We start from the raw sequence: 18562 nt of genomic DNA, 5'->3' as shown, positions 1-18562 counted from the left end.
GTATGGCCGTCGGACCGTTCGCTGTGCTGCGCTTCGACCTCGCGTTCTCGCTTCTCGGACCGCAGGGTGCCGGACGCTTCCTCGATCTCGGCTGCGGAGCCGGTGACTTCACCCTCGAGCTCGTGCGGCGGGGGTATCACGGCACGGCCATCGACCCCTCGGAGCAGGCGGTCGCGCGGACAGCGGAGCGTGTGGCTGCGGCCGGCGCAGAGGGCGTGGAGGTCGCGCTCGGCACGGTCTTGGACGTCACCGGACCGTTCAACACGGTTTTTGCCTTCGAGGTGATCGAGCACATCGCCGACGACGTGTCCCTCTTGCGGAAGATTCGCACGGTACTCGCTCCCGGCGGGCGCCTCGTGCTGTCGACGCCGGCTCATCAGGGGTTGTGGGACGACACGGACGCGGTCTCCGGCCACGTCAGGCGGTACGAACACGACGACCTGGTCGTCGCGCTTCAGGCCGCCGGATACGAGGACATCGCCATTCGCTCGATGGGCGTGCCGCTAGCCAATCTCGGCAAGCCGTTGCTGGCGCGTCGGAACCGACGGCTCCTCGGTGACGGGGGGCTCGAGGCGGCATCGCCCGAGGAGCGAACCGCGGAAAGCGGCCTGCATCGGGCACTCCCGCTGTCGGATGCGCTCTACGGGCTGTTGTTCAACCGGATCACGCTCGCGCCTGCCATCCTCGCGCAGCGCGCACTGGCTCGGACCCGTCTCGGAGTGAACTGGGTGGCCATCGCCACGGCGCCGGCCCACCGGGCCTAGCTGCCGTCATCGGCTTGGCTCTCTCGCCCCTCGAGGTCCTGCCGCAGCCCCTTCACCTCGGCGTGGAGGCGGATCATCGCGCGCCGCTGCTCGATGATCTGCGCCGCGAGCAGCGAGAAGCTGAAGAGGATGCCGCCCGCCACGAACAGCAGCACCATGATCGTCATGAGCGGCCGCTCGGGGTTGAGGGTGCCGGCTGCAAACTCGGTGAGCAGATAGACCCCCACCGCGAGCGCGCTGACGATGAGCGCCAGGCCGAAGACCGAGAAGAGCGTCATCGGCCGCGCGAGCACGCTGAAGAACAGGTGGCTCAGGATGGTGCGCTTGGGCCGGAACTTCGACTTGCCCTTCGTGCGCGCCGCCAGCGTGGCCGGCATCTCAACCACGGTGTAGCCAAGCGCGATCGCCTTCGAAAGGATCTCGAGGTGGATCTCCTTGTCCTCGGCCACCAGGTCGAGCGACTTCAGCACCGGCGTGCGGTAGGCCCGGCACACGCTCGTGGAGGTGTAGATCTGGCCGCCGTACGCCCACCTGAGGATCACGTTGCCGCCGCGGGACAGGAACGCGCGAATGAACGGTACGTTCTCGGTCGTGCCGCCCGGCATCCACTGGCTGCCGAGCACCACGTCCACCTCGGGACGCTCGATGAGTATCTTGACCATGCGCACCGCGTGGTCGGCCGAGTAGCTGAGGTCCGCGTCGAGCGAGGCCGTGTACGTGCCGCGTGCCGCTGCAAAGCCCTGCCGAAGCGCGTAGCCGCGGCCGCGATTCTTGGGGTATGCCACCGGCTCGATGTGCGGGTCGCTCGCCGCAAGCCGGGCGAGCACCGCGGCGGTCTTGTCTGTGGATCCGTCGCTCACCGGGTGGAGCTCGTACGTCCAGCCTTCGGCTGTAAGCGCGTCGGCCACTGCTTTGAGCGTGACCGGCGCGTTGTCCTCTTCGTTGAACATCGGGACGACGATCGAGACGAGCGGCTTCATGGATGCGCCTTCCTGTGTGTGCCGCGGTGCTGGGAAGAGTATATCCGCAGGTCAGAACACATGCACGGACGTGCGGCGTTCACCCGCCGTAGTCGCCGTTCGCACGCCGGACGATCACCTGCGGCAGATCATCGGTGCGCACCGTCTCGACGACCGCTCCCAGGCGGAGCGCCGACTCGGGCATGCTCGAGGCGACCGCGGTCGCCGGGTCCTCGATGAGCGTGTACGCGCCGCGCTGACGAAGGTCCTTGAGCCCCTGCGCACCGTCAGCGCCGAGGCCGGTGAGGAGCACGCCGAGCGTCCGACTGCCGAAGACCTCGGCCGCCGAGGTGAACATGAAATCGACGCACGGCACGTGCACCGAGCCGGTGGAGTCCGCATCCAGACGGCACCGGGGGCCGGTGCCGTCCCGCCAGAACCGCAGGTGCATGCCCACAGGTGCGATGTATACGTGACCTCGGACGAACGCCTCGCCGTTCTCGGCCTCCTTCACGTCCAGCCAAGACAGCGGGTCGAGACGCTCGGCCCACTGCTCCACGAAACCGGGCGAAATGTGCTGGCAGATGGCCACCGGCGCCGGAAAGTCGGCAGGAAGCGCCCGCAGGATGTGCTCCACCACAGGCGGGCCGCCCGTGGACGCACCGATCACGACTGCCGCCGCGGGGAACCCGCCGAGCGGGACGGTCGTGGCCGCGGCCGACGTCACCGGGAGCCGTCAGTTCGAGGGGCCCGCCAGGCGAGGCCGAGCGCGCCTCCGGTCACGACCGCCATGAACTGCAGCACCGGTGAGATGACGATCATGAGCGCGAGCCAGCCGATCATCGAAGCCTGGGACGTGTAGAGGATGAGCGGGATTCCCCACGCTTTCGCATCGAACGCCGGATCGAAGGCCGAGGGGATCCACGGCCCCCACACCGCCAGCACTACGACGAAGCTCAGTGCGGCAAGGGCGCCGGCCGGGCCGAGCAGCCCCCGTACGCGCACCCTAAGCACGTCGGCGCCAGGCACCAGCGGTGGCGCGGCCCTGCGCGCGACCCACCAGCCTGCGCCGAAGCCGAGCAGGATAGCGAGGATCGGCACGCCCATGCCCAGACCGATCAGGAACACGTCGGCCAGCCCCACGACGATCGCAGGCAGATGGGTACGCCAGAACGGTTCTCTCAGCGTGCTCACAAACTCCCCCATGCTCGGGCGGTGGATGCGTCTCTCCTGTCACGGTAGCAGACGCGGGCGCGGCCGGTCATACTTGCGGTGATGCCGACTGGGGAGGGTCGCCATGCGTATCTCGTTCGGCCGTGTTGTTGCGACGACGATCGTGGCCGCGATGCTGCTCATCCCGCTTTTCGCCTGCGGGGAGGACGACAGCTACCGCTTCAAGTCCGACACGTTCGAGACCAAGGTGGGTGTCTCCGTGGATCTCGAACCGAGCGCACGGATCAACACCGACCACGGCTGCGCATGTGATCCTCGCTGGGAGAGGGCGGAGGTACGCAACGTCGATTGGGGAATCGACCCCCCGGAAGGCGCATCCGTCACGAGCAAAGGGGTCTTCACGGCCACCATGCCCGGCACGTATGTAGTCACGGTCTACGGGGAGCTCGGCTCTGCTTCGACCACCGTGATCGTGTCCGACGATGAAGTCCTCAAGCAGGAAGACTCCGAGGGCGAGGCGAGCGGTGACGTCGCCCTGTCGGTGGACACCGGCGATGCGGTGGAGGTCTTCGGCACGCACAGCGACGCCTCGGTGAACACCGGCAACCCGCCGAATCCCACGGTGTTCACGCTTGAGGAGGATACGATCATCACCTCGGTGCTCACCTACCACTGGAACGACGGCTCCGGGTCGGCGGGCGGCGGGAAGATCGGGCTCGTAGCCAAGGACGGCACGAAGTACGGCCCGTGGAGTCTGTCGAAGGCCGCTGACGGCCAGGGCGGCGTGCCCAACGCCTACTGGTACGTGGAGCCGAACATCGAGATTCCAGCCGGGACCTACACGGTCACCGACTCGGACCCCGCCACGTGGTCGTGGAACGACGAGACCGGCGGCATGGGCGTTGTGATCATCATGGGGATCCCACAGGACTAGCAGCCCCGAGCCTCGAACAGAACGGGCGTCGGCTCTCAGCCGGCCGCCCGGCGTAGCATCTCGTCGAGCAGGCGGACCATCGCGAGCGTGTCGAGCGCGCAGTACTCGGTGAGGTCGCGCATCGTGGCCTCGGCCTCGCCGTCGTCTGCAAGCCCCTTCAGGATGCGCAGATAGCGCGCGCTCGCGGTCTGGCCGTCGGCGATGTTCATCCCCGCGTACGAGAGATCGGGACACCACGCGGGCAGCACGTACTTGATGCTTGAGCGCCCTGCCGCAGCCGGGTGGCGCGTGTTGCGCCGGATCACCGGTTCGAGATCGAACAGGCGCGCCCGCACCTTCGCGAGTTCCGGCGCGAGGTCCGGCAGCGCCGCCTCGAGACGCTCGATCTGCGTGCGCTCGTAGGCGGTGTAGTGCACGATCGAGCCGCGCTTGCCGAGGTCCGCGATCATGCGCTCGGCGAGCGGCCGACGCGGATCGCCGGTGCCCATGTGCAGGTACTCGCGGTGCTCGGCTATGCCGTCACGCCGTTGCAGGTGCACCGAGTACTGGAACGGCACCGTCTGGTACGGCCTGGTGCCGGGCCACAGCGGAAGCGCGGGCATGACGGTCTCGAAATCCAGGTGGTAGACCGGCCAGTCGAGCGTGGAGAGCGCCTGCGCAAGCTTCTCCGGATCGGCATGCGGCTCGCCCGCCTGCACCGCTTCGATGGTCTCACGCTGCGCGGCCGACAGCCCGGGGAAGTCCAGCGGCACGTCGAGGATGCAGGTGATCTCCGCGTCGAGCAGGTCGTGGAGCTGCCGCTCCTGCAGCCGCGGAAGCGCCGTGATCGGATGCTCGCCGGGGAAAAACGCGTGACAGTACCCCTCGAACTCGCATGGATACGGATGCGAGCACTGCATTCCCACGCGCACGTCCGGCTCTGAGCCGTCGAGCATCTCTTGCAGCCGTGCGACCTCGGCGGGAACCGTGCGCATGTACTCGCGCGCCATACCGGTGACGTCTTCGATCGTGAAGAGGGAATGCACGTCGTACTCGCCGCCGTGATACTCGCACGAGGAGTCGAGGTGCACGACGTTGATCGTACGCAGCGCCAGGCCCGACCCCTCGACCGTGAACGCCTGCACCGCGGCGTCGGTGATATGCACGTCCTTGAGCGACACGGTCGACTTCACCTCGTAGAGGTCCCACGTTCCATCGCCCGCGGCGACCAGGATATCCACGCGCGCGAACGCTCCGCCGAAGCTGAACGCCGGCTCGTAGAGGACCGCGACCTTCTCCTCGAGCAGATGCGCGGTTGTCTCGAGCGCCTCGGCCTGGTGGAGGTGATCGTCGGCGACCTCAACGCCGCCGGGGAAGAGCTGCTGCGCGACACGCCCCACCTCGCTACCCTGATCGAACACCCACTGCTGTGTCTCGCTCACCGGCGCAGCAAGATCGCGGCGGTTCACCGCAAGCCACAAGGCCCTCTCGCACTGCAGACCCTTCTGAAACCGCGACTTCGACAGCGTCCTCGCCATGCGGCATCATCTCCATCCTGGACACATCGTAGCGCGAGCCTCTGACACGGTGACGCGCGGTGGCGCGCGTGGGCCTGTCAACGCATACTGATGCTGTCGTCTACCGAGGGGGCCTCATGAAGCGTTTGCTGGTGTGCCTGCTTGTTCTCGTGCTCGCGCTCGGGCTCGTGGGATGCGACTCCGGAGGCGGCGGCGGTTCGAGCAGCGGCAGTGACTCCGGCAGCAGCAGCTCTGGCAGCAGCTCGTCGGATTCTGACGCGATCGCCACCATCGACGAACTCAAGGCGGTCCTCGCCGAGGACTACGCCGACACCGACTGGTACCCGGACATCACCGACTACACCATGGAGACCTACCTCGGCGCCGAAGTGCTCGTGCTCCACGTGGCGTGGGGCGCCGACGACGCCGACTGGGAAGCCAGTAACGCCAAGCAGCAGGGCATCCAGGAGGTGTTTCCCGCGCTGAACATCGAGATAGCGGCGAACGTAGCCATGGTCGACGGGAAGGGCACCGTCTGGCGTCTGGTGTCGTCGAGCGCGACCGGGCCCATGCCGATGAACGAGGCCTTCAACCTACCCACCGCACCCACCAACGCCCCGGAGTTCGAGGCCTGGCTCGACATGGTCTACGGCCCCGGCGGGATGGTCACCCTCGGACCGGATGAGACCTGGTACTCCTCGATCGAGTCGATCACCTTCGAGGACCTCTACGGTTCGGGCGCTCACCTGGTGATCAGGACCAGGATCCCGGCGGGCGACGTCACGCAGCAGAGCCTTCTGCAACTCGCCCTCCAGTCCACCGGTTCGCCCCTCCTGTCCAACGTGTCGATCTTCCACGCAGGCGACGCGGGATCCTCGTACGGCAGCGCGCCGGGAATCCCAGGGATGAGCGGCTTCTATTACCCGGTGGCCGAATAGAGCGGGCGGGAGCGGCACCATCTAGCGCTCCTCGCTCCCTACCCAGTCGATCTCAAGACCGTGCACGGCGAGCGGCAGAAAGTCCGCATCGCCGGTAAGCAGCGGCGCGCCGAGGGCGAGCGCGAGCCCGGCCGCAAACGCATCGCCGAGCCCAAGGCCGTGGCGCGCCTTCATCTCGGCGGCATACGTGGCGTGCTCCTCTCCGGCCTCGATAACCGCTATCGGCATACGCCGCATCAAATCGATCGCCCGACGCGTGACGGCCGAGCCCAGAAGTCGCCGGGTCGTGTAGAGCACCTCACACCAGTTGACCGAGGAGATCACGAGCCGGTCGCCGGCGGCCAGTGCGGACTCCAAACGCGCGGCAACATCCTCCGCGAGCGCCTCGTTGGCGATGACCGCGATGAGCGGTTGTGCATCTAGGACGAGTGCCGCCACTGCTCCAGCTCCTCGTTCTCGCGATTGCGCTCCCGCCGTCGATCGGCCAGAAACTCCTCCGAGGAGAAGCCCGGCACGTCGGCGCCGAGGCCCCTCAGCTGCTCCAGTGGGTCGCCCTCCTCGATGAGCACGAGGTAGAGCGAACCCGCCCACTCTACGATAGCGAGCTCGGAGCCCACATCTATCCCGTACTTCTTCCGGATCTCAGCCGGCAGCACGATCTGCCCCTTCGACGACACGCGCACCTTCATCGGGTCACCTGCTTGCGGTCGACTACGTCTTACGTTTCCGCACCATTGTAAGACGCGTCCATGCCGACAGCAACAGACACCCACAGCATACGCACGCCTGGTCAACGACATCTCGCCTGGAGTTGAACGCGTTACAACTCGCCGAAGAGGTCCCGGTACGCCCGGGCCTTGGCGTCGTCGTACGCACACGGAGAGTGGCCGGAACAGGCCGAGGAAAAAGAGGTGTCCCGAGAAACCTCACCTGTGAGATCCGTTACTCCGCGACTTCCCGTTTCACGCCTTTGGAGCCCCAGTGAAACCGGCCAGCTTGCGCGAAGCCCGTTCCTCTGAACACCCCGCCGACAGCTACTGGTACGTCGCCTTTGGCGGTTCTCCCGGATCGACCTCTCGGGACAAGACCCACCTTACGGCACCCGGAATCGGCGCGCAAGGGGCAAATCGCGAAATGTCGAGGTTGGTGACGAACGGTAACCAAATGAGGCGTAACGGTCGTTTCGCACGTCTGAACGGTTTTCACGGGGGTCGAACGGTCACAAGCACTCGGCCCCGGGCGTTCGCTGACCTTCCAGCGGCTTACGGCGGCCGTCGCGGCCCGCAGCGCCCCCTTACCCGGCGGGCTTCTCCACCCGCTCGAGCACCGTCACCACGCCGCGCGAGCCGTCCACTTCGACGATGTCGCCGGTGTTGATCAGCGTCGTCGCGGGGCCCACGTTCACCACGCCCGGGATGCCATACTCGCGGGCGATGATGCTGCCGTGACTGAGCATCCCGCCCATATCCACCACGATCGCGGCGGCCGGGATGAAGTACGGCGTCCAGCCCGGATCCGTGAAGGGCGCCACGAGGACCTCGCCGGGCAGCACGCGCTCGGCAGACTGCAGCGAGCAGATCACGCGTGCCGGTCCGCGCGCCACGCCGGCAGCCACGCCGAGGCCGGTGAACGTGTCGGGCTCGAACGGCGTTGCGAGGTCGGGCGTGTGCGGCTCGCCGTCCCACTCCCCGATCACCACGGGAGGCGGCGTGATCGCGCAATTGGCGTCGTACTCGTTTCGGCGCTCGGCCACGACCGGCGCGGCCTCGAGCGTACCGGCACGCACCGGCGCGACCTCGTCCCAGGTGAGGAACAGGATGTCGTCGGCCCCGGCAAACACGCCGCGCTCCGCCATCGACGCGCCGAGCGCGAGGAGCGCCTGACGTCCGGCCGCGAGCATCCGCACGCCCTCGTTCTTGAGGTTCTCGCGCATGCGCGCGCCCGCGCGTGCGCGCTTGAGCAGCCAGCGGAACCGCACGCGGGCGAGCGGGCCGAGCGTGCGCAGTGCACGTGCCTGCTCCTCGGCGGCGCGCTGGCCCCGCGCCTCATGCGCCGAGATGATGTCGTCGACCATAGGGATGTCGAGCAGGCCGACGACCATCGCGAGCACGTCGTCGGGACATTCGGCCCATCGCGGCGACCCGAACTCGAGCTCCCCGCGCGCGTGGTGCCCGTGCTCGGCGAGGAATGCGGCCCACGCCTCGTGGAACGCGTAGCCGTCCTCGCCCGCTTCCTCCAGGCGCATGCGCACCTCGGCCCAGGACGCGGACGACCGGAGTGCCTCGCCCACCGCGCGGTCTTCGCGACCGAGCCTGCTCAGCCGCGCAAGCGCGAGCCCGGACTCGGCGCTTGCCACACCGCCCTGTCCCGCGAGAAGTGTGTTCGCAAGCGCGGGGCCGTCCTCGCCGAAGTGCTTCTTCGCGGACGCCACGAACTGACCGTGGAGCGCCATCGCCACGCCGGAGAACGCGATCGCGTCCACCATGGTGTCGAGTGAGTGCACCACGCGATCGGTGAGCGCGGCGAGCGCGTCCTCGCTGGAGGCGGCGGCGATGCCGCTGAGTGCCGCGGCTGCCTCCGTGCGCACGCGGGCACACAGGCGCGCGGCCGCGCGCGGCGAGTGCCGGAGGAAGTAGACAGCCACGAGCGGCACGCCGGCGACCAGCCTGAGCGTGCTCACGTGCGCGGTGTCTTCGGGGGCGAGCGGGAGGTCGGTAAAGCCCGGCGGAGCATCGCTTCCGCCGAAGACCGATGTGATGTCCGCGTCGCCGCGCATCGGGATCTGCTCGAACGCCGAGCCGATCAGCGACGCGTTGAAGTACGCGCGGCCTGCGATGAGCGTGGTGAGGCGGTCGGTGTCCACGCGGATGCCGAGCTTGCCGAAGAGCGCGTCGATGAGTCCGGTCGCCACCTTGCCGACGACCGACCACGTCATCGGCGTCACCACGCCAGGGAGCACCTCGCCGGTGTTGACGTTGCTCCAGGCGGTGGGGCGGTAGCCGGCGGGGGTGGCCGAAGGCGCGGCCGGGGCGGCGGCTGGCGGTGGCGACTTCGCGGTCGTGGTTGGTGCGATCGGGGCGTCGTACGCCGGAGCGGCCGGAGCGTCCTTGCGGTCCTGACCTGCGACCGCGGTGATCGGCCGCGCCTGCAGGAGCCACAGCTGCTCGCCGTCGAAGGCCCACTCGATGTCGGCCGGCGCATCCAGCAGCTCTTCGGCAGCAAGCGCAAGGCGTGCGACCGCGGCCGGCACACTGGCGGGGGAGAGCGGCTCCGGCGGGTCGCCCTTGAGCTCCTTGCGCTTGAAGCTCGCGCGCTCGGGCGCCACTCGCCCGCTCACGATCGCCTCGGCGCCGGCGGCCGAGGACTCGACGACCACATCGCGCTTGCCGCTCACGGGGTCGGTGGTGAACGCCACCCCGCCGAGGTCGGCTTCGACCATGCGCTGCACGATCACGGCCATGGCGGCGCGGTCGTGGGAGACGCCGTTGTGCTCGCGGTACGCCACCGCGCGATCGCCCCACACCGACGCCCAGCACGCGAGCACGGCTGCGTCGAGTTCCTCGGCATCCACGCCGAGCGTGGTCGCGTACTGCCCGGCGAACGAGAGGCCCGGCAGGTCCTCGGCGGTGCCCGACGAACGCACCGCAAGCGGCGGCTCGAGACGCTGGAGCGCCGCTGTGAGCTGCATGCCGAGGTCGAAGGCGAGCGCGGTGCCGGTGATCGCTGCGCGGGTGGCGGCTGGGTCGACGGCGCGCACGCCCGCGCGGGAGACGTGCTGGCGGTAGGCGTCGGCCGAGACCACCACGAAGGGCGGCACCGGCAGGCCGACTGCAAGCGCCCGGGCGAGCACCGCGGCTTTGGGGCCTGCAGTGGCGGCGGTGGCCTGTGCGGGCCTGAGGACGAACCGTGTCACTGGCTCCGGGCCTTCACGCGCGGATGCCCTCCTGAGTCGACGACACGCCTAGTATGCGCCGAACAGCACCGCCATATTGAAGTTGCCGCACACCATTCACTCTGCGAGAGCCATGGTGAGGTTTGGCGAGGCCGACGCTAGCTGCCCAGCGCCTGCATGATCTCGTCGAACTGCTCCCTGGTGAGCTCGCCGCTCGCAAAGCGCTTCCGCGCCAGCGTGACGGCCTCGTCGTGACCCGGTGCGCCCGGCTGCGGGCCTGTTGCGGTCCCGCTGTGCCCGGACATGGTCTTCACGAGCCATATCACGAGCAGCACCACGCCCACGAGCACCAGGATTCCGAAGAATATGGCGAGCAGCCCGCCGAACCAGCCGTTGCCACCCATCATGTTGCCGTATCCGTTGCCGTACATCATGGTTCGCTCAACTCCTCGCCCCGCCGCAAGGCGGCAGGCTCACTGTCAGTTGCCGTACCACTCGTCGTACCAGCCCCGCATGAGCTCGATCTCTGCGCTCTGTCCGGTGATGATGTCGTCGGCAAGACCGCGGATCTCCGAACGGTTGGTGGATCCGCCCGCCATCTGGGCCATCATGATCCCCATCTGATGGTGCGGGACCATCTGCTCGATGAATGCCTTGTCGAACGGGTCGGCGCCCTCAAGCTGGGCGGCATCGAAGCTTCCGCCCATCATTCCGCCTCCACCCATCATGCCGAAGGAGCCGTCCCCTTCATCGGGAACGTCGCCGCCATACCACTCCGAATACCACTTGCGCATCTGCACGTTCTGAGCTGTCTGTGTGCGGATGATGTCCTCGGCCAGCTGCTTGATCTCGGGATGCTCGGCCTCGGTGAGCGCCAGTTCGGCCATCTCGATCGCGTCGTCGTGATGCGGGATCATGCCCACGATGAACATCGCGTCTGAGCCGTTCGCGTCTGGTCGGGTTGCGTTGTCGGCCGTGTCTGAGCCAAGCCGGCCGCGCTCGCCGAAGCACGGCTCGCCGCCCGGGCAGGTGAAGGAGCCGACGGGATCGGCTGTGAGCGACCAGGTGAGCGCCAGGCCGACCAGACCTATCAGGATGAGCGCGATGGCTAGGATTATTCCGGTTGTCTGCTTCATCGCAATCACCTCCTAGGGGTGTGTTCCCACATCCCTAGGAAGCTAATGTACGCGGGTGGCCGCCCACTCCAGGGAGAGCGGACCGGCATTATCGTCCACATACGAAGGTTCGCGCATTTGCGCACCCGGCGCGAGAGGCCTTGCACCGCGTGTTCGCACGGATGCGAACCCGCCGCGCGACGCCGCTCCGCCGCTACTCCTCGAGCGCCCCGGGGTTGCAGATGAAGCCGTCGCAGTACTTCTCGGCGTAGGCGAGTTCATCGGCGTCGTCGATCGTCCAGCCGAGGATGGGGCGGCCGCGCCACGTCTGCACGGTCACGCCGGGACACGGCAGCGCATCGATGTCGTAGGCGACGAAGTCGGGCTTGGAGGTCCAGTTCATCATCATGTTCGCGAGCAGCAGCTTCTGATACCAGGGGAGGTCCTCGCCCTTGAAGCGGCTCGCGAGCTGGCCGCGCACGATGTCGGGCTCCGAGGCCGCGACCTGCGCAAGCGAGTACGGGTTGAACGACATCACGCACGCCTCGCCATCGTAGGCGGCAAGCTGCGCGGCCACGTCGTCTTCGAGCGCGCCCACGTCGCCCTCGTTCTTGATCTCCACGAAGACCGGCACGCGTCCGTCCACCAGCGCGAGCACCTCTTCGAGCGTGGGTATCTCCTCATCGCCGCCGAGAAGGCGCAGTTCCTTCAGCTCCTCAAGCGTGAGGTCCTCGACCAGAACGTCCTCGCCGGTCATGCGCCCCAGGTGACTGTCGTGGACGACCACCGTCACGCCGTCTGCCGAGGAGTGCACGTCGAGCTCGACGGCGAAGCCGCTCGAGGCCGCCTCGTCGAACGCGGCGAGCGAGTCCTCGGGACGCGCGGGACCCTCGGTCCACATGCCGCGGTGCGAGATCTTCTGCGCGGTGAGCCACTCGGCCGGCTTACGCGTCGGTGTGCCGCCCGTGGTGAAGGCGTAGCCGGCGATGAACACGGTCACGACGACAAGCGCGATCCAGGCTGCGGTGCGCATGGGGCCTCCAAACGAGCGGCTCTGCGCCTCTATTGGACCACAATCCGGTCCCGCATCGCGCTTAGCGCTTGTTGACGAGCCCGTATATGAGGAGCACCACGAGCGCGCCGAGGGTGGCCACGAGTAGCGTCTGCAGGTTGAAACCGGTGACACCTGTGCCACCGATGAGGCTCATGATGAAGCCGCCGAGCACACCGCCCGCGATACCCAGCACCATAGTGATGAAGATGCCGGCCTTCTGATTCCCTGGCATGATCCACTTGGCCAGCGCGCCAGCGATCAGACCCACGATAATCCACGACAGAATGCCCACGTGTTGCCTCCTCGACTTCGTTTGCACGGACGTGACTGTATACCCCCAGGGTGAGATGACGGACGACGGGCCACGTGTCGAGTAGTCGCTTCAGGACCGCACACGTCCGACAGGACTACGCGAGAGCCTTCTGGATAGCCCGTTGTGCAGCAGGGTCGGCCCGGGTGAGTTCTAGGGCGAGGTTGACCTGCATCGTCACCACGGCAACATCGATGAGCGCCTGGTCCACGCTATAGCCTCTGCCGCCAAGCCATGTCAACGCGTCAGCGAGATGCCAGAGAGACGGGGCGCTTTCATGGACGGGCGCGGGGCCCGGCTCCACGCCGCCAAGCATGAGCTTCCGCATGTTCTGCCTGGAGAAGCCCATGATCCGGGCAATGTCGGTCAGGCCGACGAGGTCCGGTGAGGCGCCGATCAGCGTAGCGTCGGGCATAGCGCCAAGCGCACTCGCGAGGGCGCTGAGAATGGCGTCGCGCGCAGACTCCGAAGAACGCGTGAACGCGAGCGCGATACTGCCGGAGCGACCGATGCCAGGCAGTGAGTCGTCGCAACCAGCCTCGAAGAGACGCTCGAGCCGATCGTCGATGCCCACGCTGCTGTCGGTGATGCGGAACCGCAGAGTGAACTCGTAGTCGGTCACCGCTCGTATCCCCTTTTCTGGTTCATGCAACCATCCACAACGCGGCGGAGCTGTTGGGCATGCGTCTCCGGGCTTCGCGGTGTGCTCCACACACTCACCATGCAGAACTCGCCTTCCCGGCACTTCTCGCATGGGTGGGGACAGAGCATTCTGCCCCACGCGTGCGATCGGGCCCCCGCCGGCTCTACCCGCCAACCCCGGGCTTCCGCATACCGAAGCGCAATCTCGACGTGCTGATTATGATGCCGCCGCCTGGACACGTTCGTCCCTTCAGTGAGGGTAGTCGTGATAGTGCGTGGTTGTCAACTGACAACCACGCACTATCTTCGTGTCGCTCAGGGTACCGGCAGGGCATGAACCGAATCTGAACGCGATCCCTTACTTCCCGGCTTCGCTGTCCTTGCGCCGCATACGCGTCCTGGTTGGCCCAGGTAGATGAACTCGTAGCCGACGGAGTCCTGATGCTGCTTGATCATTTCGAAGACGGCGCGGTGTCGAACAACGTGAGCGTCGTACGCGCCTCGCCACCCTCACGCTACTGTCGCCGAGGAGCTCGTTGAAACCGGAGATCGTGGCCGCCGGGATGTGATCCTCGAGCCGCTCTTGCCCACTACTCGCCCTCGGTGGTGAACCCGTACTCCGCGCGTTCCGCGGGCTGAAGATCGCGCACGTCGCCACGGAAGCCTTCATCCATCAGCTTGAGCATCTCGTGGTAAGTGGCCGGCCAGACGCGAACCGAGTCTCTCCAGGCAAGCGTCACGAGCCTCGACCCGTCCGGCGTGAAGCCGAGCGGTTGGGCTGACTCCAAGTGCCCCACGAACACGTGCATCGTCCGCGCGCTCGCAACGTCCCAAATGCGTACCTCGCCGCCCACGTAGCCCACCGCCATTCGGGTGCCATCGGGCGAGAAGGTGGCTGCCACAGGCGCAACGGGCCAACTCATCGTGGTCACGATGGTGTCGGTGACAACGTCCCGGATACGCACTGCGTCATCATCGTCCTTAGTGACCATCTGCATGCCGTTCGGGGAGAAGTCCAGGAGCTTCGCACCCTCGAGGGTGTACAACCGCTCCTCCGCCGACCAGTCCCATGCCACCGTCACGGCCTTCGGGTACGAGACTCCGTCGAAGAGCACCCGGCCGTCAGGAGAGAACCTCACCCACTCGGGCTCGGATTCGTGGACCAGCGCGGCCACCTTCTTGCCGGTGCCCACGTCCCAAACGGTCGTCTCCTTCTGGAAGGCAACGGCCAGGTACACGCCGTCGGCCGAAAGGTCGATGTCGCGGATGAACGTTGCCGAGCCCAGGTCGGCCGAGCCGAACGGGATCACCTGCGTCTCTTCGCCGCTGGCAACCTCCCAGACATGCACGCTCCACTCGCCGTTTTTGCCCTCCGCTGCCAGAAGGTACTTCCCGTCAGGCGAGAACTGGCAGTTGCTCATGCTCCTATCGCTGCTGGTGGAAAGCTCGCGCGCCTTCTCACCCGTTGCCGCATCCCACAGGGTGGGTGGGCCGTCCTCGGAGAACGTGGCGAGAAGCGCACCGTCGGGCGAGAACCCTGCGAAGGTGATCCGGCCGGAATCCTCGGTGAGCGCGTACTCTTGCTCCCCGGTGTCAGCGGTGTAGACCGCGCCGGTGCCGTCAGCCAGCAAGACCACGATGCGCGCGCCGTCCGAGGAGAGCATTCCGGTCTCGAGACTGCTCACGTACGGCGGATTGGGCGCGGGCTTGATCGAGACGATCGCCTGGCCGGCCACGAGATCCCACATGCGAGCCGTCTCGTCTTCGGAGCCGGTGATCGCCTGCTTGCCGTCGGCGGAGAACGCCACGCTCGTGACGGTGCTGGCGTGCCCTCTCAGCGACAGCACGAGGCCACCCAGGAGCGAGTCGTTCACCTGTGCCGAGCCGTCCGGCGCGGCCGAGAGAAGGAGGGCGCCGTCCGGTGAGAACGCAACGTCCTCCGATTCCCAGAGTGAGGACCCCGATTCCAGGGACTTCTTGAGCACGTAGACCTGCGACCACGTTTGCGCATCGACCACCACGACCTCGTCGGGATCGCGCTTCACGGCCACGCGCTCGCCGCTTGGCGAGAAGAGCACGAGACCGAGCGTATTCCCGCAGTCGGTCGAGCCGAGCTGCTGGCCGGTGGCCGAGTCCCAGAGCCGCAGGGTGGCATCCGACGACGCCGTTGCGATCTGCGCACCGTCGGGCGAGAAGGCGACCCCGTACACTGACTCCGAATGGCCCTCGAGGCGCCGCAACACACCGCCTGTGGCCACGTCCCAGATCACAACACTCCCGTCCAGACAGCCGGCGGCAACGCGCGTGCCATCCGGACTGAAGACGGCGCTGTGTGGGAGGTCGGTCAGATCATCAAGCGTCCGGAGCTCGTTACCGGTGGCGGCGTCGTAGACGACCAGCTTGTTTCCCCAATCGCCAAACTCACCTGCCCCGCACGTGACGATGAGCGTCTGGTCCGGCGAGATCAGCGGAGCCCCAAAGCTGAAGTCGTTGTGCACGAGCGTTGTCACGAGCTCCCCGGTGGCGACATCCCACACGCACGCCAGGCTACCACCCGTTACGTTCGCGAAGGCGGTCATCGTCACCACCAAACGTCCGCCGTCGGCAAACTCGGCGTCGTTGATGAGCTTCACCTTGTGACCGTCTTCAGACTCGAGCACGCGCAGCTGCTCGCCGGTGGTGGTGTCAAAGACGCGTGCCGTGCCATCCCCGGCCGATGTCACGGCGAACTTCCCGTCGGGCGAGAGCTCAACATCGCTCACGGACTGTGAGTGACCGGTCATCGTCGCGCGCGTGAACGGATACTGCAGCGGATCCCAGAGTGCGGCCTGTGCGGCCGGCGTGGGCTTCACGTCGAGTGCGGCGCGCGCCAACAGGTAGCCCACGAGCGGGTCTGTCTGCACCATCTCCCGCGAGTACGCCACCAGCTCGTTGGAGCGCGAGAGCTGCTGCTGGCGACGGGCCTCGGCGGCGTTTACGAGCGCCCAGACCGTGAGTGCAACGGAGACCACGAGCGCGCCGGAGATGACGCCGCGGATCACCTGCGTGCGGCGCTTCCAGCGCAGCTCCTGCGCGGCCTGCGCGGCCTGGCTCTCCTGCACGTAGTCCACCTGCAGCTGCGTGAGCGCGGGCTCGCGGCCCGTGCTGGCCTCGGCCACCTTGGAGAGCGCGTCGGCGAGCGCGGCGCCGTGGAGCAAGAAGCCGGCCTCCCGGTCTCGCTCGTCCCATTCGATCGCACGCTGCAGGAGCGCGGTGTGCGCCTTGGTCCACTCCAGGTCTGTCTCCACCGCCTCGAGGAGCTTGTTGAAGGACTCCTGGATGTCGTCTTGTTCGCGGAAGAACACCCAGTTGCGAGCGGCCACCTCGGGCGGCAACACCGCGGGTTCCACATCGTGCACCGTGATGGGGATCAGCCGTTTGTTGTTCTTGATCGCGTGATCCAGCTCGAGGCGGCAGACATCCGAGCCCGTGGATGTGTCGCTCATCACGAAGATGAACGCGTTGGCGGATTCGATGGCCTTGTAGACCTCGGCCATCCAGTCTGCGCTTGGCGGGATGTCCTGCCAGTCGACCCAGGTGCCGAGACCTCGCTCTGCGAGCATGCCGTGCAGTATGCGGACGAAGGCGATGTCCTTACGCGAGTACGAGATGAAGACGTCGTGCTGCCCGCTCACGTCGCGTTCGACCGAATCCCCCATGGCTGCCCCCCAGCAACGCCTGACCGAGCGTGCCCGAGGCTGGCGCCACTGGCACGCCGAACGTGTACATCCTACAGGGTATCGGTGAGCGTTACCGGCTCACGCCACCTTTGGCGTGCGTTCGGCGATAGCGGCGGCGAGCGCTGCGCCGGGGAGCGCCAGCACCAGCAGGAGGTGTCGAGGAGTCGCATCAGGACCGCTCTTCTCCCGCGCTGCCATCATGTGGGTCCCGCGGCACCGCTACGAGCGGACCGCTCTCCAAACGCACCGCGGGAACCGGCCGCGCCGCCTGGAGACACGGCGGATACGGCGGGTCCTGACTGACCACGATCTCGCCGTCGGGCTGCACGACCCGCACCGGCCTGTGCCGGTTCCAGGGCGCTCGATGGCTCACCGGCATGTACGCGTAGCCGTGCTGGACCGCCTTGCTCATCTCGGGGATGGTCAGCACGTGCACCCAGTCGCCGCACTTCAGGCACTCGTAGAACCAGTTCTCGCTGTCGTGCGCGAGAACCCACGCGTGCCCGCCGTCCACGATGACCTCGCCGAACCGCGTGACGCGATCCCCCGGAGCCCCCTCGCTGTGGTTGCCTTCCGTACCCATCACTGCGCCGCCCTTCGTTTCGGGCGGGGCGATACAAGCGGCAGGCGAGCCTGACCACGGAGGGCCAGCTCGCCTGACCCACGCTTTAGCTGCACTTGTATCGCGCCCGCAAGCTGTAGCTCAAATCGGCGCCTTACGTACTACCTACCACCACAAAGCCTACCCCGTGGGTCTGACACGCACCCCGATCCGCATGTCCGAGCCTACTTCCCGGCCTCGCTGTCCTTGCGCCGCTTGTGCTCGTCGTAGTCCATCGAGCCTTCCGCCTCGAAGGCCGGCGAGAAGAACGTGCCGTCTGCCTGCTGCCCCATGCCGCTCCTGCGGTGCGCGCGCACGTTGTGCGACACGCGCGTCATCGTTGCGGCTGCCGCGGCCGGCGTGGCCTCCCAGTTCATCGCGCGATCCGCCGCGATGCCGATCGACTCGCTCGCCGCATACGCGTCCTGGTTGGCGCCCAGGTAGATGAACTCGTAGCCGGCGGCCTCCTGGCGCTCCTTGATCAGCTCGAAGATCTTGCGCTGGTCGAACTCCCGGCTCGCATTCTCGAGACCGTCGGTCATGATCACGAACAGCACCTGGTCCGGCCGGTGCGCCGCCACGTAGGCGTTGGTGATGCTCATGGTGTGGCCGATGGCGTCGTAGAGCGCGGTCATGCCCGAGGGCATGTAGGTGCCCGGATCGAGCGACGTTATCTCACGCACGGGCACCGCCGAGGCGACGGTCTGGAACCGCGTGTCGAACAGCGTGAGCGTCATGCGCGCGTCCCCGCCCTCGCGCTGCTGATCGCCGAGGAACTCGTTGAACCCCGAGATGGTGGCCTCGCGGATCGTATCCATCGAGCCGCTCTTGTCGAGCACGAAGTTGATGAGGATGCTGCGCTCCTCCTGGTCCTTCGGCTCTGACTTGCGCTCTGTCTCCGGCTTTGGCTTGCTGGTCATGGCGAACCCCCTTCTTATCAACCGCCCCGCCGAGTATGGCGAGCG

Annotated in this window: 19 protein-coding genes; 3 read left to right on the top strand and 16 right to left on the bottom strand. The window is 67.2% G+C overall.

The window, feature by feature from the left end:
* The first annotated feature begins 2 nt into the window (after positions 1–2).
* Positions 3–764, top strand: coding sequence for a class I SAM-dependent methyltransferase (locus Q7W51_11300; protein ID MDO8848959.1), 762 nt, complete (start codon positions 3–5; stop codon positions 762–764).
* On the opposite strand, the gene Q7W51_11295 is transcribed toward Q7W51_11300, so the two are convergent.
* From Q7W51_11295 to Q7W51_11285, 3 genes are all read right to left on the bottom strand, one after another.
* Positions 761–1744, bottom strand: coding sequence for a glycosyltransferase (locus tag Q7W51_11295; protein ID MDO8848958.1), 984 nt, complete (start codon positions 1742–1744; stop codon positions 761–763). The genes Q7W51_11300 and Q7W51_11295 overlap by 4 nt on opposite strands.
* Before the next feature lie 79 nt (positions 1745–1823).
* Complete coding sequence (locus Q7W51_11290) at positions 1824–2450, bottom strand: CheB methylesterase domain-containing protein (protein ID MDO8848957.1); 627 nt, start codon at positions 2448–2450, stop codon at positions 1824–1826.
* Positions 2447–2917 carry a hypothetical protein gene (locus Q7W51_11285; GenBank protein MDO8848956.1) on the bottom strand — a complete coding sequence of 157 codons (471 nt, stop codon included), beginning with the start codon at positions 2915–2917 and terminating at the stop codon, positions 2447–2449. The genes Q7W51_11290 and Q7W51_11285 overlap by 4 nt, the downstream gene beginning before the upstream one ends.
* A 103-nt stretch (positions 2918–3020) precedes the next feature.
* Here Q7W51_11285 and Q7W51_11280 point away from each other — a divergent pair, with 103 nt between their 5' ends.
* A complete protein-coding gene (locus tag Q7W51_11280; protein ID MDO8848955.1) occupies positions 3021–3830 on the top strand; it encodes a hypothetical protein in 810 nt (269 codons plus the stop codon).
* A 35-nt stretch (positions 3831–3865) separates the two neighbouring features.
* Here the strand turns inward: Q7W51_11280 and Q7W51_11275 are convergent, their stop codons facing one another.
* Positions 3866–5347: a DUF2779 domain-containing protein gene (locus Q7W51_11275; protein ID MDO8848954.1), complete on the bottom strand. Its 1482-nt coding sequence runs from the start codon at positions 5345–5347 to the stop codon at positions 3866–3868.
* Between the two features lie 116 nt (positions 5348–5463).
* Here Q7W51_11275 and Q7W51_11270 point away from each other — a divergent pair, with 116 nt between their 5' ends.
* On the top strand, positions 5464–6264 hold the full coding sequence (locus Q7W51_11270; GenBank protein ID MDO8848953.1) for a hypothetical protein: 801 nt from the start codon (positions 5464–5466) through the stop codon (positions 6262–6264).
* Positions 6265–6285: 21 nt separating this feature from the next.
* On the opposite strand, the gene Q7W51_11265 is transcribed toward Q7W51_11270, so the two are convergent.
* From Q7W51_11265 to Q7W51_11210, 12 genes are all read right to left on the bottom strand, one after another.
* Complete coding sequence (locus tag Q7W51_11265; protein ID MDO8848952.1) at positions 6286–6702, bottom strand: PIN domain-containing protein; 417 nt, start codon at positions 6700–6702, stop codon at positions 6286–6288.
* On the bottom strand, positions 6684–6953 hold the full coding sequence (locus Q7W51_11260) for an AbrB/MazE/SpoVT family DNA-binding domain-containing protein (GenBank protein MDO8848951.1): 270 nt from the start codon (positions 6951–6953) through the stop codon (positions 6684–6686). Before Q7W51_11260 ends, Q7W51_11265 begins: the two co-directional genes overlap by 19 nt.
* Before the next feature lie 605 nt (positions 6954–7558).
* A complete protein-coding gene (locus Q7W51_11255; GenBank protein ID MDO8848950.1) occupies positions 7559–10177 on the bottom strand; it encodes a PEP/pyruvate-binding domain-containing protein in 2619 nt (872 codons plus the stop codon).
* A 137-nt stretch (positions 10178–10314) separates the two neighbouring features.
* Positions 10315–10590 carry a hypothetical protein gene (locus tag Q7W51_11250; protein ID MDO8848949.1) on the bottom strand — a complete coding sequence of 92 codons (276 nt, stop codon included), beginning with the start codon at positions 10588–10590 and terminating at the stop codon, positions 10315–10317.
* Between the two features lie 45 nt (positions 10591–10635).
* Positions 10636–11292 (bottom strand): DUF305 domain-containing protein, encoded by a 657-nt coding sequence (locus Q7W51_11245; protein ID MDO8848948.1) that lies wholly within the window; start codon positions 11290–11292, stop codon positions 10636–10638.
* 193 nt (positions 11293–11485) lie between these two features.
* Positions 11486–12304, bottom strand: coding sequence for a glycerophosphodiester phosphodiesterase family protein (locus Q7W51_11240; protein ID MDO8848947.1), 819 nt, complete (start codon positions 12302–12304; stop codon positions 11486–11488).
* Positions 12305–12365: 61 nt separating this feature from the next.
* Positions 12366–12617: a GlsB/YeaQ/YmgE family stress response membrane protein gene (locus tag Q7W51_11235; protein ID MDO8848946.1), complete on the bottom strand. Its 252-nt coding sequence runs from the start codon at positions 12615–12617 to the stop codon at positions 12366–12368.
* A gap of 115 nt (positions 12618–12732) precedes the next feature.
* On the bottom strand, positions 12733–13257 hold the full coding sequence (locus Q7W51_11230) for a DNA-binding protein (protein MDO8848945.1): 525 nt from the start codon (positions 13255–13257) through the stop codon (positions 12733–12735).
* Positions 13254–13517 (bottom strand): hypothetical protein, encoded by a 264-nt coding sequence (locus tag Q7W51_11225; protein ID MDO8848944.1) that lies wholly within the window; start codon positions 13515–13517, stop codon positions 13254–13256. The genes Q7W51_11230 and Q7W51_11225 overlap by 4 nt, the downstream gene beginning before the upstream one ends.
* A gap of 350 nt (positions 13518–13867) precedes the next feature.
* Positions 13868–16975 carry a TIR domain-containing protein gene (locus Q7W51_11220; protein ID MDO8848943.1) on the bottom strand — a complete coding sequence of 1036 codons (3108 nt, stop codon included), beginning with the start codon at positions 16973–16975 and terminating at the stop codon, positions 13868–13870.
* A gap of 190 nt (positions 16976–17165) precedes the next feature.
* The gene (locus tag Q7W51_11215) at positions 17166–17582 is read right to left on the bottom strand and encodes a hypothetical protein (GenBank protein MDO8848942.1); all 417 of its coding nucleotides are present in this window, start codon (positions 17580–17582) and stop codon (positions 17166–17168) included.
* A gap of 200 nt (positions 17583–17782) precedes the next feature.
* On the bottom strand, positions 17783–18517 hold the full coding sequence (locus Q7W51_11210; GenBank protein MDO8848941.1) for a VWA domain-containing protein: 735 nt from the start codon (positions 18515–18517) through the stop codon (positions 17783–17785).
* Between the last annotated feature and the right edge of the window lie 45 nt (positions 18518–18562).

The organism is Coriobacteriia bacterium, assembly GCA_030652115.1.
Lineage (GTDB): Bacteria > Actinomycetota > Coriobacteriia > Anaerosomatales > Anaerosomataceae > UBA6100.
Note: the sequence above shows the minus strand (reverse complement) of the source record. Positions and strands in the feature narration are given on the sequence as shown.

What these genes read in the sequence shown, in the direction of transcription:
- Q7W51_11300 (MDO8848959.1), top strand. Translation starts at nt 3, where the DNA reads ATGGCCGTCGGACCGTTCGCTGTGCTGCGCTTCGACCTCGCGTTCTCG.
- Q7W51_11295 (MDO8848958.1), bottom strand. Translation starts at nt 1,744, where the DNA reads ATGAAGCCGCTCGTCTCGATCGTCGTCCCGATGTTCAACGAAGAGGAC.
- Q7W51_11260 (MDO8848951.1), bottom strand. Translation starts at nt 6,953, where the DNA reads ATGAAGGTGCGCGTGTCGTCGAAGGGGCAGATCGTGCTGCCGGCTGAG.
- Q7W51_11270 (MDO8848953.1), top strand. Translation starts at nt 5,464, where the DNA reads ATGAAGCGTTTGCTGGTGTGCCTGCTTGTTCTCGTGCTCGCGCTCGGG.
- Q7W51_11280 (MDO8848955.1), top strand. Translation starts at nt 3,021, where the DNA reads ATGCGTATCTCGTTCGGCCGTGTTGTTGCGACGACGATCGTGGCCGCG.
- Q7W51_11220 (MDO8848943.1), bottom strand. Translation starts at nt 16,975, where the DNA reads ATGGGGGATTCGGTCGAACGCGACGTGAGCGGGCAGCACGACGTCTTC.
- Q7W51_11250 (MDO8848949.1), bottom strand. Translation starts at nt 10,590, where the DNA reads ATGATGTACGGCAACGGATACGGCAACATGATGGGTGGCAACGGCTGG.
- Q7W51_11210 (MDO8848941.1), bottom strand. Translation starts at nt 18,517, where the DNA reads ATGACCAGCAAGCCAAAGCCGGAGACAGAGCGCAAGTCAGAGCCGAAG.
- Q7W51_11240 (MDO8848947.1), bottom strand. Translation starts at nt 12,304, where the DNA reads ATGCGCACCGCAGCCTGGATCGCGCTTGTCGTCGTGACCGTGTTCATC.
- Q7W51_11245 (MDO8848948.1), bottom strand. Translation starts at nt 11,292, where the DNA reads ATGAAGCAGACAACCGGAATAATCCTAGCCATCGCGCTCATCCTGATA.
- Q7W51_11275 (MDO8848954.1), bottom strand. Translation starts at nt 5,347, where the DNA reads ATGGCGAGGACGCTGTCGAAGTCGCGGTTTCAGAAGGGTCTGCAGTGC.